The 17,104-nt window shown below is 60.4% G+C and carries 13 protein-coding genes; 9 read left to right on the top strand and 4 right to left on the bottom strand.

Annotation, left to right across the window (positions count from 1 at the left end; translation table 11 throughout):
• The first annotated feature begins 8 nt into the window (after positions 1-8).
• Positions 9-863, top strand: a complete 855-nt coding sequence (kdsA, locus tag SPH27_RS03815) for a 3-deoxy-8-phosphooctulonate synthase (RefSeq protein ID WP_023335996.1) — start codon at positions 9-11, stop codon at positions 861-863.
• Between the two features lie 88 nt (positions 864-951).
• On the opposite strand, the gene chaA is transcribed toward kdsA, so the two are convergent.
• Positions 952-2,052: a sodium-potassium/proton antiporter ChaA gene (gene chaA / locus SPH27_RS03810; protein ID WP_023312122.1), complete on the bottom strand. Its 1,101-nt coding sequence runs from the start codon at positions 2,050-2,052 to the stop codon at positions 952-954.
• Between the two features lie 270 nt (positions 2,053-2,322).
• On the opposite strand from chaA, the gene chaB reads away from it, so the two are divergent.
• Entirely contained in the window at positions 2,323-2,553 is a 231-nt protein-coding gene (chaB, locus tag SPH27_RS03805) for a putative cation transport regulator ChaB (protein ID WP_023312121.1), read from the top strand.
• A gap of 177 nt (positions 2,554-2,730) precedes the next feature.
• Complete coding sequence (locus SPH27_RS03800; RefSeq protein ID WP_039263587.1) at positions 2,731-3,426, top strand: gamma-glutamylcyclotransferase; 696 nt, start codon at positions 2,731-2,733, stop codon at positions 3,424-3,426.
• Between the two features lie 30 nt (positions 3,427-3,456).
• Here the strand turns inward: SPH27_RS03800 and SPH27_RS03795 are convergent, their stop codons facing one another.
• From SPH27_RS03795 to SPH27_RS03785, 3 genes are all read right to left on the bottom strand, one after another.
• Positions 3,457-3,696, bottom strand: a complete 240-nt coding sequence (locus SPH27_RS03795; protein ID WP_010432930.1) for a DUF1883 domain-containing protein — start codon at positions 3,694-3,696, stop codon at positions 3,457-3,459.
• 211 nt (positions 3,697-3,907) lie between these two features.
• The gene (locus SPH27_RS03790; RefSeq protein ID WP_182072510.1) at positions 3,908-5,692 is read right to left on the bottom strand and encodes a methyl-accepting chemotaxis protein; all 1,785 of its coding nucleotides are present in this window, start codon (positions 5,690-5,692) and stop codon (positions 3,908-3,910) included.
• 106 nt (positions 5,693-5,798) lie between these two features.
• The gene (locus SPH27_RS03785) at positions 5,799-6,152 is read right to left on the bottom strand and encodes a DsrE/DsrF/TusD sulfur relay family protein (protein WP_008499522.1); all 354 of its coding nucleotides are present in this window, start codon (positions 6,150-6,152) and stop codon (positions 5,799-5,801) included.
• Positions 6,153-6,224: 72 nt separating this feature from the next.
• Here SPH27_RS03785 and nasR point away from each other — a divergent pair, with 72 nt between their 5' ends.
• The 6 genes from nasR to SPH27_RS03755 all read left to right on the top strand — a co-directional run bounded on the left by nasR (position 6,225) and on the right by SPH27_RS03755 (position 17,088).
• Positions 6,225-7,409, top strand: a complete 1,185-nt coding sequence (nasR, locus tag SPH27_RS03780; protein WP_033145772.1) for a nitrate regulatory protein NasR — start codon at positions 6,225-6,227, stop codon at positions 7,407-7,409.
• Between the two features lie 230 nt (positions 7,410-7,639).
• Positions 7,640-8,887 (top strand): CmpA/NrtA family ABC transporter substrate-binding protein, encoded by a 1,248-nt coding sequence (locus tag SPH27_RS03775; RefSeq protein WP_048980900.1) that lies wholly within the window; start codon positions 7,640-7,642, stop codon positions 8,885-8,887.
• Between the two features lie 2 nt (positions 8,888-8,889).
• Positions 8,890-9,768, top strand: a complete 879-nt coding sequence (gene ntrB, locus SPH27_RS03770; RefSeq protein ID WP_033145770.1) for a nitrate ABC transporter permease — start codon at positions 8,890-8,892, stop codon at positions 9,766-9,768.
• A 9-nt stretch (positions 9,769-9,777) separates the two neighbouring features.
• Positions 9,778-10,566, top strand: coding sequence for an ABC transporter ATP-binding protein (locus SPH27_RS03765; protein ID WP_021240347.1), 789 nt, complete (start codon positions 9,778-9,780; stop codon positions 10,564-10,566).
• Positions 10,567-10,579: 13 nt separating this feature from the next.
• On the top strand, positions 10,580-14,566 hold the full coding sequence (gene nirB / locus SPH27_RS03760; RefSeq protein ID WP_182072513.1) for a nitrite reductase large subunit NirB: 3,987 nt from the start codon (positions 10,580-10,582) through the stop codon (positions 14,564-14,566).
• Positions 14,563-17,088, top strand: coding sequence for a nitrate reductase (locus SPH27_RS03755; protein ID WP_182072515.1), 2,526 nt, complete (start codon positions 14,563-14,565; stop codon positions 17,086-17,088). The genes nirB and SPH27_RS03755 overlap by 4 nt, the downstream gene beginning before the upstream one ends.
• Positions 17,089-17,104: the final 16 nt, after the last annotated feature.

The following is a 17,104-nucleotide window of genomic DNA, read 5'->3' as shown; positions in this document are numbered from 1 at the left end:
GCGATCCTATGAAACAAAAAGTGGTTAGCATTGGTGATATCAAGGTAGCAAACGACCTGCCGTTCGTACTGTTTGGCGGCATGAACGTGCTGGAATCCCGCGATCTCGCCATGCGTATCTGCGAACACTACGTGACCGTGACCCAGAAGCTGGGCATCCCGTACGTGTTTAAGGCCTCTTTTGACAAAGCCAACCGCTCCTCCATCAACTCTTACCGTGGCCCGGGCCTGGAAGAGGGAATGAAAATTTTCCAGGAGCTGAAGCAGACCTTTGGCGTGAAAGTGATCACCGACGTGCATGAAGCCTCACAGGCACAGCCGGTGGCAGACGTGGTGGACGTGATTCAGCTTCCGGCGTTCCTGGCGCGCCAGACTGACCTGGTTGCGGCGATGGCGAAAACCGGTGCCGTGATTAACGTGAAAAAACCACAGTTCGTCAGCCCTGGCCAGATGGGTAACATCGTCGATAAGTTTATCGAAGGCGGAAACGATCAGGTCATCCTGTGTGATCGTGGCGCAAACTTCGGTTACGACAACCTGGTTGTCGACATGCTGGGCTTCAGCGTAATGAAAAATGTCTCCGGCCAGTCTCCGGTGATTTTCGACGTGACCCACGCTCTGCAGTGCCGCGACCCGTTTGGCGCCGCGTCCGGCGGCCGTCGTGCCCAGGTGACCGAGCTGGCGCGCGCCGGTATGGCGACCGGCCTGGCCGGCCTGTTCATTGAAGCGCACCCGGATCCGGCTAACGCGAAATGCGACGGCCCATCAGCGCTGCCGCTGGACAAGCTGGAGCCGTTCCTGAAGCAGATCAAAGCGATTGACGATCTGGTGAAGAGCTTCGACGAGCTGGATACCAGCAACTAATAAAAAAACCCGCTTCGGCGGGTTTTTTGTTCTCCCTCTCCCTGTGGGAGAGGGTTGGGATGAGGGCATCAGCCCGCGCCGGATAAAATTATGCAAATATCGTCATCAGATACGCAATAAACAAGGCCATATGCGCCGCGCCGTTCAGCACGTTGGTGCGCCCGGTTGAGAACGAAATCTGGCACAGCAGCAACGAGGCGACCATCACAATCATCTCCGGCGCGCCCAGCGCAAACTGCAGCTCGTTGCCCGTCATAAAGGCAATCAGCGTCACCACCGGTACGGTAAGTGAAATCGTCGCCAGTACGGAGCCGAAGAACAGGTTCATTGCGCGCTGTACCTGATTATTCAACACCGCTTTCAGCGCGCCCAGCCCTTCAGGGGACAGGATCAGCAGCGCCACCAGGAAGCCGGTAAACGCCACCGGCGCGTTCAGCTCGGTTAACAGCGTCTCCAGCGGGTTAGCGTTCATCTTGGTGACGGCAATCACCGCAATCAGATGCACGATCAGCCAAACCGTATGCCACGCGCTGCTGTGGGCCGACGGCTTGCCGTGGTGCGGGTCATCATCGTCGCCGTCATCTTCATGCTCGTACACAAACAGGCTCTGGTGCGTTTTGGTCTGAATCAACAGGAACACGCCGTACATGGCGGCGGAAATCAGTGCGACCAGCAGCGCCTGCCCGGTGGAAAAGTTTGCACCCGGCAGCGCCATCGGGAAGACCAGCACGATAATCGCCAGCGGGAAGAGGGCGATCAAATACTGTTTAATGCCGAACAGGTTCATATACTGGGTCGCAAATTTGCGCCCGCCCAGCAGAAGAGAGAAGCCCACCAGGCCGCCCGTCACTATCATAATGATCGAGTAAAGCGTGTCGCGCATCAGCGTCGGCGCGGCATCGCCGGTTGCCATAAGGGCGGAAATCAGGCTGACTTCGAGAATAACAACGGAAAGGCTGAGAATTAACGATCCGTACGGCTCGCCCAGACGGTGGGCCAGGACGTCCGCATGGCGAACAACGCTAAATGCGCTGGTTAAGATGCCGACCAGGGCAAGAATATTGATACCAACCACCACTGGCAGTGACTGACTGCTTCCCCAGAAGAGCAGCACAGCCAGTGCCAAAACCGGGAAAATGAGCGACGTCTCCTTGTGGCGGGTCTTTACCGCCTCGTGTGTTGCTGTCATGTGCTTCTCCATCAATGCAGGTGCTTGTAATTATAGATAGATTTTTGAGGTCATTAAATTAACAGATCTCTGATAAATACCCTTTATTTTTTACTTAATTTTACCCTTTGTCATTATTTTCATTGATGATGGGTATAATGCAGATTCTTTGTTGATTACTTATTAAATAACAATAAATTAAAAATATAATTTACTCATAAATTATGGCCGGGTGGCACCATGGCGTATCGTCGTCCACACTTATCTCTTTAACCAAAAGAGAGGTTAGTGATGCCCTATAAAGCGAAACGTGAATTACCGGATAACGTGCAAAACGTGCTGCCCGCTCACGCGCAGGATATCTACAAAGAGGCGTTTAACAGCGCCTGGGATCAGTACAAAGACAAGGACGATCGCCGGGATGATGCCAGTCGTGAAGAGACGGCCCACAAAGTCGCCTGGGCCGCAGTAAAACATGAATATGAGAAAGGAGACGATGATAAATGGCATAAAAAGAAATAGCCGTGAAATGATTCGCTGCCTTCATTTTGACTTTTCAGGCGGTTGAACTTCCGTTGTATTGCAACTGGTCCGCTAATTGCTTATCGTTATTCGACTGCTGGCAAAATGACCAGCATAAAATGCCGGGAAGGCGAATTACAGATGTCGCAAGGAAGCATGCAGTGGCGGAGGTGGAAAGTGTTAACGCGTGATTTCTTAATGAAGGCAGATTGTAAGACGGCATTTGGTGCTATTGAGGAATCGCTTCTCTGGTCAGCTGAACAACGTGCGGCGTCACTCGCTGCTACGCTTGCCTGCCGCCCGGATGATGGCCCGGTATGGATTTTTGGCTACGGCTCCCTGATGTGGAACCCGGCTCTGGAATTTGTCGAATCGGCAACGGGAACGCTGCCTGGCTGGCATCGCGCATTTTGCCTGCGCCTGACGGCCGGACGCGGCAGCGCGTGCCAGCCTGGGCGCATGCTTGCACTGAAAGAGGGCGGGCGCACCACGGGCGTGGCGTATCGCCTGCCGGATGCCACGCTGGGAGAGGAGCTCACGCTGCTCTGGAAGCGCGAGATGATCACCGGCTGCTATATGCCGAGCTGGTGCAAGCTGGAACTGGACGACGGACGCACCGTCAATGCGCTGGTGTTTATTATGGATCCGCGCCATCCGCTGTATGAAGCGGATACCCGCACGCAGGTGATTGCCCCGTTGATTGCCGCCGCGAGCGGGCCTCTGGGCACCAACGCGCAGTATCTGTTCTCCCTCGATCAGGAGCTGACCCGCCTCGGCATGAAGGACGATTGTCTGAATGAGCTGGTGGTGAAGGTGAAGGCGCTGCTGGAAGGGAACCCGCTCAACAGCGCGCTGCGACCGGGTTTTGCCTGACAATACGCCCGGCTTGCCGGGCGTTTAAACTTATGCTGCCACGTAGCTGACGGAATGCTCCAGCGACTGGCTGTGGCTATCAATCAGCACATCCCACGTGCCGGTATACGGCACGGTAAGCCAGGCCTTATCGTCCTGTACGGTGAGAATATCCGCCTGGGACTGTTTTTGTGCTTTCGAACTCATCAGATGAATACGACAGCGTTCTGAGCAACGCACCACTACCGTATCCCCACCAAACAGTTTCAAACTTGTTTTTACCAGTGCCATTTTTTACCCCGTAGTCTTAAACAACGCTCTCCCTGCTGCCATATCCGAGCGTGATGTTGTTCACAATTTACTCATGGCATAACACCAAAGGGGAGGGGGCGGGATGCTGATTTTGATCAAAAAATGGCATAACGATTAAACAAAAATGACAAAATTCCTCAAAATTTAGGCTAGCGCGCGTTTTACCCGCTAAACGCGCGCCGGAAGAAGATTAAATGCGGAAATGCCCGGCTGTTTCAGCAAGGTCGCCCGCCTGGCTCTGCAGGGCTCCCGCGGCGGCGGCGGATTCCACCACCAGCTCGGCGTTCTGCTGAACCATTCTGTCGAGATGGGTCACCGCGTGGTTGATCTCATGAATCCCTTTCATCTGCTCGCTGGTGGCGATGGAGATTTCACGCATGATGCCAGAGACGCTGCCGATGCTGGAGCGGATCTCATCCATGCTTTCCCCCGCCAGATGCACGTAGCGGGAGCCGGTTGCCACGCTGTCGGTGGTGGAGTCAATCAGAGATTTGATCTCTTTCGCCGCCTGAGCGCTACGACTTGCCAGGTTACGCACTTCACCTGCTACGACGGCAAACCCGCGTCCCTGCTCACCCGCACGCGCCGCCTCGACGGAGGCGTTCAGCGCCAGAATGTTGGTCTGGAAAGCAATGCCGTCAATCACGCTGGTGATATCGCCAATTTTTGCCGACGCGACTTCAATGGACTGCATGGTGCTGATCGCCTGCGATACCACCTCGCCGCCGCGCGCCGCGGCCGCTGAGGCCTTGCTCGCCTGGTCGTTCGCTTCTGCCGCCGATTCATTCGACTGCGTCACGGAGGCGGTGATCTGCTCCACGGCGCTGGCCGTCTCGCGCAGGCTGGATGCCGCCTGCTCGGTACGTCCGGAAAGATCCTGGTTTCCTGCGGCAATCTCCTGCGCGGCGTTTTTCACCGATTCGCTGGCGTCACGGAGCTGCACCATCACCACCGACAGCTTATCGCTGAAGGCGTTAAAGGCCTGCGCAATCTGCGCGACCTCGTCTTCGCCGTTATCCGGCAGGCGCTGGGACAGATCGTTAGTGCCGTTAGCAATGTTGTGCATCGCGTCGCGAATGTCGGACAAACGCTTGAGCAGGCGGGCAATCAGGAAATGCACAATCGCCGCGCTCAGGAGTGCGAGGATCACCAGCGAAATCGCCGAGGCTTTAAGCAGGGAACGCATGCCGGAGGTGGCGTCACCGCTGTCGAGCGCGACGACTAACAGCCAGTTTGTGCCCGGCACGGCTGTCGCCACGAAGGTTTTTTCCGCGTCGTTCAGCGTTCCGTCGACGGGGTTACCGCTTTTCAGCGCAGCAAAATCAATGCCCTTGATCGTCTCACCAAACGGTTTCAGCGTCAGAGCCGGATCGTTAGCGGCAATCACGCTGCCGTCGCTGTTCAGAAGCAGCCCGCTGCTGGCCGGGGTGGGATGGATCCCGCGCACGTTAGCCACCACGCTGTCCATCGCCACATCGCCCGCCACCACCGCTTTGAGCGTGCCATTTTCTTTCACCGGCACGGCGAAGGTTACCACCAGTTTACCGGTCCCCGCGTCAACGTAGGGCGCGGTGACAACCGGACCGTCCGTGCTGACCACCTGCTGATACCACGGGCGAATAGTCGGGTCATAGTCCGCCGGAACGCCCGCCGGTTCAGAGAATTTCGCCGTTTTGCTGGCGTAGCCAACATAGACGTTGGTGAATCCACCCGCCTGCGCAAGCTGTTTAAACACCGGAACCGGGTCGTCATTCAGCGCAACGGTCTGCGCGGAGGCGATCACCGTCATCTTGCTTTTTACCCAGTCGGCAATCGCCATGTTATGGCTGGCGCTGGTGCTGGTCAGGATATCGCGCTGGGACTGCTGGTTATCCTGGCGCGTGACCTGGAAGTTGATAACGGTATTAAGGAGAAGGGCGACGACCAGACAGCCTGCCGTCGCCGCGATGATGCGTGCACGAATCGATCTGAACATAAGTGAAATACCTGCTGTGTTGTTTCCATGCCTATCGGCAACCCCGCAGGTAAACTTGATGCTGAAACCGCGTCCATAAGAAAATAATATTTTTACGGGTTTATTATTAAAAAGTTAATACTTTATCGGCGGACAGCGTCCACTCGGCCAGCTCAACCAGCGTACCAATCTCTACGCCATCAATAAGCGGCAGACCGGTAATGCCGCGGCCGTCGGTGCAGGTCTTGCACAGCTTCACCGGCACGTTTTGCGCGGTGAGGATCTCCAGCATCTGCTGAATGTTATAGCCTTCTGCCGGTTTTTGACCCTTCAGCCCCGCGGTGACCGCGTCCGACATTAAAAAGAGTCGTAACGCCAGGTCGCTCTCTTTTTCACGCAGCGCAATCGCCAGGCGCAGGCTGTTAAAAAGGGATTCGCTGCCGTAAGCCGCACCGTTGGCGACGATCACAATCTTCTGCATGTTGACTCCTGTTCTTATAAAGGCACGAATATTGCTTAGCTTTCCCGAGTTTCGCTGTTCTGGAGAGTAAGCATGACATTAATGGCTGGCATTTCGCCAGGCGCTGGCGAATGGCTCGAGCGCGCAAGAATGATGCGCCGGGAGCAGCTCAGCAAGCTGGCACAGCTTGGCGTGCTTGTGCACGGCATTAGCCAACTGGTGCATATGTTACAGTGCGAGCGTGGGGCGTCCAACGTCTGGCTCTGCTCACAGGGTAAGCTCTACGCCCCCGAATGCAAAGCCAGCCGGGCGCTGGTGGATGAAAACCTCGCTGCACTTTATGACATTCTTGAAAAACAGTCGCCGATCCCGGGAAGTACCGTCTGTGAACGTATCGGCGGCGCGCTTCAGTGCCTTGATATGCTTCCCGCGCTGCGCGACGGTGTTATTCAGCAAACGGTAACGGCGCCGCAGGCGATGGAACACTACTCCCGCATGCTCCGCCATCTGCTCAGTATCGTGCCGCAGCTCAATGACAGCATTGACGATCCGCAAATCGCCGGGCGTTTTGTTGCCCTTTATAGCCTGATGCAGGGGAAAGAGCTGGCGGGACAGGAACGGGCCCTGGGGGCGATTGGCTTCACGCAGGGCTTTTTCGATGATGTGACTCGCCAGAGGCTGGTTGACCGCATCGACGGGCAGCAGGCCTGCTTTGAAATTTTTCTCTCACACAGCTCCGCTGACGTCCAGACCACCTTTTCTCTCCACTGCCAGCCCGATCGTGAAACGGAGCAACTCCGGCGCGTAGCCTGTACTCGCCAGCCTGCCGCGGATGATGGCCTTACCGCTCTGGCCTGGTTTGCTCTGCAAACCGCGCGCCTTGAGCATCTGCGCACGCTGGAGGAGACGCTCATCGCCGATCTGATGACGGCGGTGGACGAGCGTATTTACCGTAACGATGAGTACGTGCCTCCCGCCGATGAGCAGGACGACCCGCTGATACAGTATCCGGAAAAACCGTTGCTCACCCTGGTGCGCCAGCAGGCACGCGAGATAGAACAGCTCTCGCGCCAGCTAGCATCGCTGCGCGATACGCTTGAAGAGCGCAAAGTCATTGATAAAGCGAAAAGCGTGCTGATGACCCACCAGAATATGAGTGAGGAACAGGCCTGGACGGCGCTGCGCAAAATGGCGATGGACAAAAACCAAAGGATGGTGGATATCGCCCGCGCGCTGCTAATGGTGAAGAATTTATGGCAGGTAACACCAAAGGAGTAGCTGCACGGTCAGCGGGCATTTTGTGCCTGATTAAGGTGCGTGCAGGCGAGGGGAGTTCGGTTAGCGCCCCGGAAACTGCGGGTTAAAACCTGGCATTCACTTTGCATTATCGGATTAACCATTTTTGACGATGCGCCAACGGCGGCGCATGCGTCTTCGGGATAAAGGCGTCCACTGGTGCTTCGGCATCGTGGGCGCTTTTTTTGGTTTTTTTTCAGGAGTGGTTGGTCATGGCGGATTTGTCGAGACGGCGTTTTTTGCAGGCCAGCGTGCTGGCGAGTGGCGCAATGCTGTTACCGGGTATCATGCAGGCCGCATGGGCGGCAGGCTCGGATAAACCGGAGCAGGAAACGGTGCGCATCGGGTTTATCCCGCTGACCGACTGCGCCCCGGTGGTTATCGCGGCGCTGAAAGGCTTTGATAAAAAATACGGTATTACCATCGTGCCCACCAAAGAGGCGAGCTGGGCGGCTGTGCGCGACAAGCTGGTGGCGGGCGAACTCGATGCCGCGCACATTCTCTACGGCCTGCTGTACGGCCTGGAGCTGGGCATCGCCGGCAAGCCGCAGCAGATGGCGAACCTGATGACGCTCAATCAGAACGGCCAGGCGATTACGCTTTCCAGCGATCTGGCTGAGAAGGGCGTACGAGACCTTGACGGGCTGAAAAAGCTCATTGGGCAGCAGGCGCCCGGCACCTACACCTTCGCGCACACCTTCCCGACCGGGACGCACGCCATGTGGCTCTACTACTGGCTGGCCAGCGCGGGCATTAACCCCTTTGACGACGTGCGCACGGTGGTGGTGCCGCCGCCGCAGATGGTGATGAACATGCGCATTGGCAACATGGTTGGCTTTTGCGTCGGCGAGCCGTGGAACGCCCGGGCAATCAACGACCGCATCGGTTTTACCGCCGCCACGTCGCAGTCTATCTGGGCCGATCATCCGGAAAAAATCCTCGGTACGCGCCGCGACTGGGTGGCGAAAAACCCGCACACCGCGCGGGCGCTGGTGAGCGCGGTACTGGAGGCGGCGCGATGGATCGAAGCCTCCCCGGAAAACAAACGCGAGACCGCGCAGATCCTCTCCCGCCGGGCGTGGCTCAACTGCAAAGAACAGTATCTCACCGGACGCATGCTCGGCGAGTACGACAACGGCCTGGGCCAGCGCTGGCAGGACGCGCACCCGATCCGCTTCTTCAACGAGGGGGCCGTCAGCTACCCGTATCTCTCCGACGGCATGTGGTTCATAACCCAGTTCCGCCGCTGGGGCTTGCTCAAATCCGCGCCGGACTACGCGGGCATCGCGCAGCGCATTAACCAGACCGCGGTCTGGCAGGATGCCGCCACGGCGGTGGGGGGCATCAGCACACCGACTTCACCATTACGCAGCAGCACATTGATGGACGGCACCGTCTGGAACGGTACCGACCCGGAAGGATACGCCAGCCGTTTCGCCATTCACCGTAAAGAGGCCTGATTATGCAGCATCTGCAAAAGACGAATTCACACGAGACGCCGGAGAGTGGGGAGGTGATTGTCCTGCCTCCGGTGCAGGTTCGCCGCCGTACGCCGACGTTTGCGCGTCGGATTAACGCGATCCTCCAGCGCATCATCCCGGCGTTTCTCGGTCTGGGACTGCTGGTGGTGCTCTGGCAGCTGGCGGCGATTAACAGCAAAGGTTTCCCGACGCCGCTCAGCACGCTCGATTCCGCCATCACCCTGTTTGCCGATCCGTTTTATCGCGACGGGCCTAACGATATGGGCATCGGCTGGAACGTGCTCGCCTCATTACAGCGCGTGGCGGTGGGCTTTGGCCTGGCCGCGCTCGCCGGGATCCCGCTCGGCTTCCTGATTGGTCGCTTCACCTTTTTCTCTCGCATGTTCGGCCCGCTGATCGCGCTGTTACGCCCGGTTAGCCCGCTGGCCTGGCTGCCCATCGGCCTGCTGCTGTTCCAGAAAGCGGAGCCCGCGTCGAGCTGGACCATTTTCATCTGCTCCATCTGGCCGATGGTGATCAACACCGCCGAAGGCGTACGCCGCATTCCGCAGGACTACCTCAACGTGGCCCGGGTGCTGCAGCTTTCCGAGTGGACCATCATGCGCCGCATTCTCTTCCCGGCGGTGCTGCCCGCGGTGCTGACCGGGGTGCGTCTCTCCATCGGCATCGCCTGGCTGGTGATCGTCGCCGCTGAGATGCTCACCGGAGGTTTAGGGATCGGCTTCTGGATCTGGAACGAGTGGAACAACCTCAACGTCGAAAACATTCTCATCGCCATCGTCATCATTGGCGTGGTCGGGCTGCTGCTGGAGCAGGGGCTGATGCTGATCGCCCGTCGCTTTAGCTGGCAGGAAAAATAAGGAGCGAACATGAAACCATTAATTCAGGTCCAGGCCGTGAGCCAGCGTTTTTCCACCGCCAGCGGCGAGTTTCTGGCGCTGCAAAACGTCTCGTTTGATATCCACGAGGGCGAAACCGTCAGCCTGATCGGGCACTCCGGCTGCGGCAAATCGACGCTGCTGAACCTCATCGCCGGTATTACCCTGCCGACGGAAGGCGGGCTGATCTGCGACAACCGTGAAATCGCCGGGCCGGGTCCGGAACGTGCGGTGGTCTTCCAGAACCATTCGCTGCTGCCGTGGCTCACCTGCTTCGACAACGTGGCCCTGGCGGTCGATCACGTGTTTCGCCACAGCATGAGCAAGGCGGAGCGCAGGGAGTGGATCGAGCACAACCTCGACCGCGTGCAGATGGGGCACGCCCTGCACAAGCGACCGGGGGAGATATCCGGCGGCATGAAGCAGCGCGTCGGTATTGCCCGCGCGCTGGCGATGAAGCCGAAAGTCCTGCTGATGGATGAACCCTTCGGCGCGCTCGATGCGCTGACGCGCGCGCATCTGCAGGACTCGGTGATGCAGATCCAGCAGGCGCTGAACACCACCATCGTGCTCATTACCCACGACGTGGACGAGGCGGTGCTGCTCTCCGATCGCGTGCTGATGATGACCAACGGCCCGGCGGCCACCGTCGGGGAGATCCTGCACGTGGACCTGCCGCGCCCGCGCAACCGGGTGCAGCTGGCCGACGACAGCCGCTATCACCACATGCGCCAGCAGATCCTCCATTTCCTCTATGAAAAGCAGCCGAAAGCGGCGTAACGAGGGGGCTTTGATGCGACTGGTCATTATCGGAAATGGCATGGCGGCCACGCGGCTGATTGCCTCGCTCACCGGGCGTGCTGCCGGTCGTTTCGCTATCACCGTCATCGGTGACGAGCCGGAGCATGCCTATAACCGCATCCAGCTTTCGCCGGTGCTGGGCGGTGAAAAGCAGGCTGCAGACATCTGTTTGCAGGATGACGACTGGTACCAGTCGCGCGGCGTGACGGTGCTGCGGGGCGAAAAGGCGATCGCCGTGAATGTGGACGCGCGGGAAGTGCAAACCACCGCCCGCACGCTGGGCTGGGACGCGCTGGTGTTTGCCACCGGATCAACGCCCTTTATTCCGCCAATCCCCGGCTGCGATGCGCCGCATGTGTTCACGTTCCGCACCCTGGAGGATACCCGGGCCATTCGGACGATCGCCGGTCCGGCGGTGGTGCTGGGCGGCGGCGTGCTCGGGGTTGAGACGGCGGCAGCGCTGGCGCGCTCAGGTGACAACGTCACGCTGGTTCATCGCGGCCCGTGGCTGATGGAGCAGCAGCTGGATCGGCAGGCGGGAATGCTGCTGGAAGAGGCGCTGGCGGCGCGGGGCGTGCGCTGTGAGCTCGCCTCGGGCATCGCAGCGGTGGGCGGGAATAGCGTGACGCTGCTCAACGGGCGCCGCGTCGTCGCCGCGCGCGTGGTGCTGGCGACCGGCGTGCAGCCCAGCGTCGCGCTGGCGCAGGCCAGCGGCATTCGCTGCGCGCGCGGCATCGTGGTGGATCACCAGATGCAAACCTCCGAACCGAACGTCTACGCCATCGGCGAGTGCTGCGAAATTGACGGGCAGACGTTTGGCCTGGTCGCCCCCTGCCTGGCGCAGGCGGAAATCCTGGCCGCGCGGCTGGCCGGGGACGCTACCGCGCCGTTTACCCTGACCGACAGCGGGATGCGCCTCAAGGTGACGGGCGTGGAGCTGTTCAGCCTCGGCCGTGCGGCGGAGCAGGAGGGCGACGTGGTCTGGAGCGCATGGGATCCGATGACCCGTCACTATCGTCGTTTATTGATCCATCAGGGGGCGCTGGCTGGCGCGCTGTTGATGGGCGACTGCCGCAGCGCGGCAACGTTTACCGATTTACTGGCAACGGCCACGCCCGCCCACGCGGACTGGCTGTTCGATCGTTTCACTACGCAACCGCAGGTTGCAGGACAGAATGCTATGACAAAACCTACTCTGGTGGTGGTTGGGCACGGTATGGTCGGCCATCATTTCCTCGAAGACTGCGTTAAGCGCAATCTGCATCAGCAGTATCAGATCGTCGTCTTTGGCGAGGAGCGCTATGCCGCCTACGACCGCGTGCATTTGTCGGAATATTTTGGCGGCCGCAGCGCGGCGTCGCTCTCGCTGGTGGAGGGGGATTTCTTTGCCGACAGCGGCATTGAGCTGCGCCTGTCGCAGCAGATCGTCGGCATCGACCGCGACGCGCGCGTGGTGCGTACCGCCAGCGGGCATGAGACCCACTGGGACAAGCTGGTGCTGGCGACCGGCTCATACCCGTTCGTTCCGCCCGTGCCGGGCAACGATTTGCCGGGCTGTTTTGTCTACCGCACCCTTGACGACCTGGACAACATTGCTGCACATGCGGCTGGCTCGCGCCGCGGCGTGGTGATTGGCGGCGGCCTGCTCGGACTGGAGGCGGCGAATGCCCTGAAGCAGCTCGGGCTGGAAACCCACGTGGTGGAGTTTGCGCCCAACCTGATGGCGGTCCAGCTCGACAACGACGGCGCGGCGATGCTGCGCAAGAAAATCGAGGCGCTGGGCGTCTGCGTTCACACCAGTAAAGCCACGACGGAGATCGCCACCGCGGACGGCGGGCTGGTGCTGCGCTTTGCCGATGGCGAACAGCTGGAAACGGACATGGTGGTCTTTTCGGCGGGCATCCGTCCGCAGGACGCGCTGGCGCGCAGCAGCGGGCTGGCTATCGGCGAACGCGGCGGGATCTGCATTGACGACGGCTGCCAGACCTCCGATCCGGACGTGCTGGCCATCGGCGAATGCGCCCTGTGGGAGGGGAAAATCTTCGGTCTGGTCGCGCCCGGCTATCAGATGGCGCGCGTGGCCGCCGCCGCGCTGGCGGGAGAGGATAAAACCTTCACCGGCGCGGATATGAGCACTAAGCTCAAGCTGCTCGGCGTGGACGTGGCCTCGTTCGGCGACGCCCACGGGCGCACCCCGGGGGCGCTGAGCTACCAGTGGACGCACGGCCCGCAGCAAATCTACAAGAAAATCGTGGTCAGCCACGACGGCAAAACGCTGCTCGGCGGCGTGCTGGTGGGCGATGCCAGCGAATACGCCACGCTGGTGCAGATGATGCTTAACGGCATCAGCCTGCCGAAAGAGCCGGAAACGCTCATTTTACCCGCATCGTCAGGCAGCGCGCCAAAAGCGCTCGGCGTGGCGGCGCTGCCGGAAAGCGCGCAGATCTGTTCGTGTCATAACGTCAGTAAAGGCGATATTTGCCGGGCGGTGAGCGCGGGCGCGGCGGATATCGGCGCCGTTAAGCAGTACACCAAAGCGGCGACCGGCTGCGGCGGATGTAGCGCACTGGTGAAGCAGGTGATGGAGTTCCAGCTGGCGGAGCAGGGCGTGGAGGTGAAAAAGGACATCTGCGAGCACTTCCCGTACTCGCGCCAGGAGATTTACCACCTCGTGCGCGTCAACCATATCCGCACCTTTGACCAGCTTATCAGCCGCTACGGACAGGGGCACGGATGCGAGATCTGCAAGCCGCTGGTGGGATCGGTGCTCGCCTCCTGCTGGAACGAGTATCTGCTGAAACCGGCGCACCTGCCGCTGCAGGATACCAACGACCGCTACTTCGCCAACATCCAGAAGGACGGCACATACTCCATCGTGCCGCGCATGCCCGCAGGGGAAGTGACTGCCGACGGGCTGATTGCCATCGGGCAGATTGCGAAACGCTACAGCCTGTACAGCAAAATTACCGGCGGTCAGCGTATCGACCTGTTTGGGGCCACCCTCGAACAGCTGCCGGCGATCTGGCAGGCGCTGGTGGAGGCCGGGTTTGAAACCGGACACGCCTACGGTAAATCCCTGCGCACGGTGAAATCCTGCGTCGGCTCGACCTGGTGCCGCTACGGCGTGCAGGACTCCACCGGCCTCGCGGTCCGGCTGGAGCACCGCTACAAGGGCCTGCGCGCGCCGCACAAAATCAAAATGGCGGTCTCAGGCTGCACCCGCGAGTGCGCGGAGGCGCAGAGCAAAGACGTGGGGGCGATTGCCACCGATAAGGGCTGGAACCTCTATCTGTGCGGCAACGGCGGGATGAAGCCGCGCCACGCGGATCTCTTCGCCAGCGATCTGGACGACGAAACGCTGATCCGCACCGTCGACCGTTTCCTGATGTTTTACATCCGCACGGCGGATCGCCTGCAGCGCACCAGCACCTGGATGGACAACCTGGAAGGCGGCCTCGACTATCTGCGGGAGGTGATCCTCAACGACAGCCTCGGTATCGCCCACGAGCTGGAGCAGGAGATGGCCCGGGTGGTGGAAGCCTACCAGTGCGAATGGCAAACCACGCTCAGCGATCCCAGCCGCCTGGCGCTGTTCCGCACGACGGTGAACGAGACCGCGCCGGATGAAAGCAAGCGCTGGCAGGAAATTTGCGGCATCGACGATATCCCCGAGCAGGCGGGCATCGGCGCGCGGCTTGGACGTAAGCCGATTGCGCTGTTCCGCTTTGGCAAAACCGTTTACGCCCTCGACGATCGGGAGCCGGGCGGCGATGCGAACGTGCTTTCACGAGGCATTCTTGGCGATGCGGCGGGCGAGCCTGTGGTAATTTCACCGCTCTACAAGCAGCGCATTCGCCTGCGCGACGGCTGTCAGGTAGAGAACGGCGAACCCGCGGTGCGCGCCTGGCCGGTGAAAATTGAAAACGGCAAGGTGTGGGTTGGTAGCGACGCCCTGGTAATGCGTGCGGAGGCCTCATGACGGAAACCCGAACAACGTGCCCCTACTGCGGGGTGGGCTGCGGCGTGGTCGCCCGCGTGGAAGGTGAAGCGGTAAGCGTTCATGGGGATGAAACCCATCCTGCGAACCTGGGCCGCCTGTGCGTGAAAGGATCGGCCCTGGGGGAAACGACGGGCTTACAGGGGCGGCTTTTGCGCCCGGTCGTTGACGGCCTTGAGGTGGACTGGGCGCAGGCGCTGAGCGCGGCAGGAGAGCGTCTGCGGGACATTATCGATAAATGGGGGCCGCAGGCGGTGGCGTTTTACGCCTCCGGCCAGCTGTTGACCGAGGATTACTATGCCGCCAACAAGCTGATGAAAGGGTTTATCGGCGCGGCAAACATCGATACCAACTCCCGGCTCTGTATGTCCTCGGCGGTGGTGGGCTACAAGCGCGCCTTTGGCGAAGACGTGGTGCCGTGCGGCTACGAGGATATGGAAAACAGCGATCTGGTGGTGCTGGCTGGCTCGAACGCGGCCTGGACGCATCCGGTGCTCTATCAGCGGCTGGTGCAGGCGAAGCACGACAACCCGCGGATGAAGGTGGTGGTAATCGATCCCCGCAGAACCGCCACCTGTGATATTGCTGACCTGCATCTGGCGCTCGCCCCCGGCAGCGACGCCGGGCTGTTTGTCGGTCTGCTTAATGTGATTCAGGGAACGGATGAGTGGCCCGTTGAGCGCGTGGCGGCGTTTTGCGGCCTCTCGCCGCAGGATATAGGCACCTTTTACGACTGGTTTATGACGGCGCCCCGGGCCATCACGCTCTACACCATGGGGATCAACCAGTCCGCCAGCGGCAGCGACAAGTGTAACGCCATCATTAACGTCCATCTTGCCAGCGGGAAGTTCAACCGTCCGGGCTGCGGCCCGTTTTCGCTGACCGGACAGCCAAACGCGATGGGCGGACGGGAAGTGGGCGGGCTGGCTAACCAGCTGGCGGCGCACATGAACTTTGAGCCGGACGATCTCTCGCGGGTGGCGCGTTTCTGGGGAACGGAACGGCTGGCGCAAACCCCGGGCCTGATGGCGGTGGAGCTGTTTGACGCCATTGCCCGCGGCGAGGTGAAGGCGGTGTGGATCATGGGCACTAACCCTGCCGTGTCGCTGCCCGACAGCCACGCGGTGTGTCAGGCGCTGGCGAGCTGCCCGCTGGTGATGGTTTCTGAGGTGATGAAGGATACCGATACCAGCCGGTTCGCCCATATCCGTTTTCCGGCGCTGGGCTGGGGGGAGAAGGACGGGACGGTGACAAACTCGGAACGCCGCATTTCGCGCCAGCGCGCGTTTCTGCCCGCGCCGGGCGAAGCGAAGCCGGACTGGTGGATCGTCGCGCAGATGGCGAAACGGCTGGGCTACGGCGAGGCCTTTGCCTGGCAACATCCGCACGAGATTTTTTGCGAACATGCGGCGCTGACGGCCTTTGAAAATGACGGCGCGCGGGCATTGAGTCTTCATGAACTGGCTGCGCTAACCCGCGAGGAGTGGGATCAGCTTGAGCCTTATCAGTGGCCGACGGGGAGTTTTCCGCGCCGAAACATCGTTCCCGTTAACCCTCTGTCGCACGGCGCGACGGTCAGCGCGTTATACCCGCTGATTCTCAACTCGGGGCGCATCCGCGATCAGTGGCATACCATGACCCGAACGGGATACGTGGCGAGGCTGATGCAGCATATCGCCGAACCGTTTGTTGAGGTTGGCCCGGCAGACGCCGTTCGTTTTTCCCTGTGCGACGGCCAGCTGGCGCGCATCAGCTCGCCGCGCGGCGTGATGTTGGCAAGAGTGCGAATCAGCGACGGGATACGGGAAGGCGAGGCGTTTGCCCCGATGCACTGGAACGCCGGGTTTGCCCGCCAGGGAAAGGTGAATGCGCTGGTGGAAGGGCGCTGCGATCCGGTTTCGGGCCAGCCAGAGAGTAAACAAACCGCCGTCAGGATCCTGCCCTGGCAGCCCGCCTGGCAGGGGGAACTCTATGCCCGGGAATGGCCGGAAATGCCCTCTTCGGCTTACTGGTGGCGCAAAGCCTCACGCCTGACGGTGGCGGGCGATCAACCGCTGCTGCCGTGGGTAATGGAATACGTCAGCGACCGGGGCTGGCAGCTGCAGGTTGCGCAAACCGGCGAACGCAGCAGCGTGCTGGCCTGGCATGAAGGCCAGCTGATGCTGGGCTTCTGGGAGGGCTCCGCGTTACCGGCGCTGGCGCATTCGGTGATTGAAGCCGCTTTTCAATCCCCACCCGTGCTTCTCGCAGAACGCCACGCCTTGTTGAACGGGCAGAGCGTCGGGAAGGCGGCGGATCCGGGACGCATCATCTGCAGCTGTTTCAGCGTCGGGGAGAATGCGATACGGGAGGCGATCGTCGGCGGGTGTGATTCCGTCACCGCGCTGGGGGCGACGCTGCGCTGCGGTACGAACTGTGGCTCCTGCGTGCCGGAGCTGAAAGGGCTGTTTCAGGATAATCCTGAAATGTCCGTCAGGACTGCATTTCAAGGCTTATCGCGTTAACATAATAAGAGTTTGT

This window comes from Enterobacter sp. A103 (genome assembly GCF_034427535.1).
GTDB classification, from domain to species: Bacteria; Pseudomonadota; Gammaproteobacteria; order Enterobacterales; family Enterobacteriaceae; genus Enterobacter; species Enterobacter asburiae_B.
The sequence above is the reverse complement of the archived record's forward strand: the minus strand, read 5'-3'. Positions and strand labels throughout refer to the sequence as shown.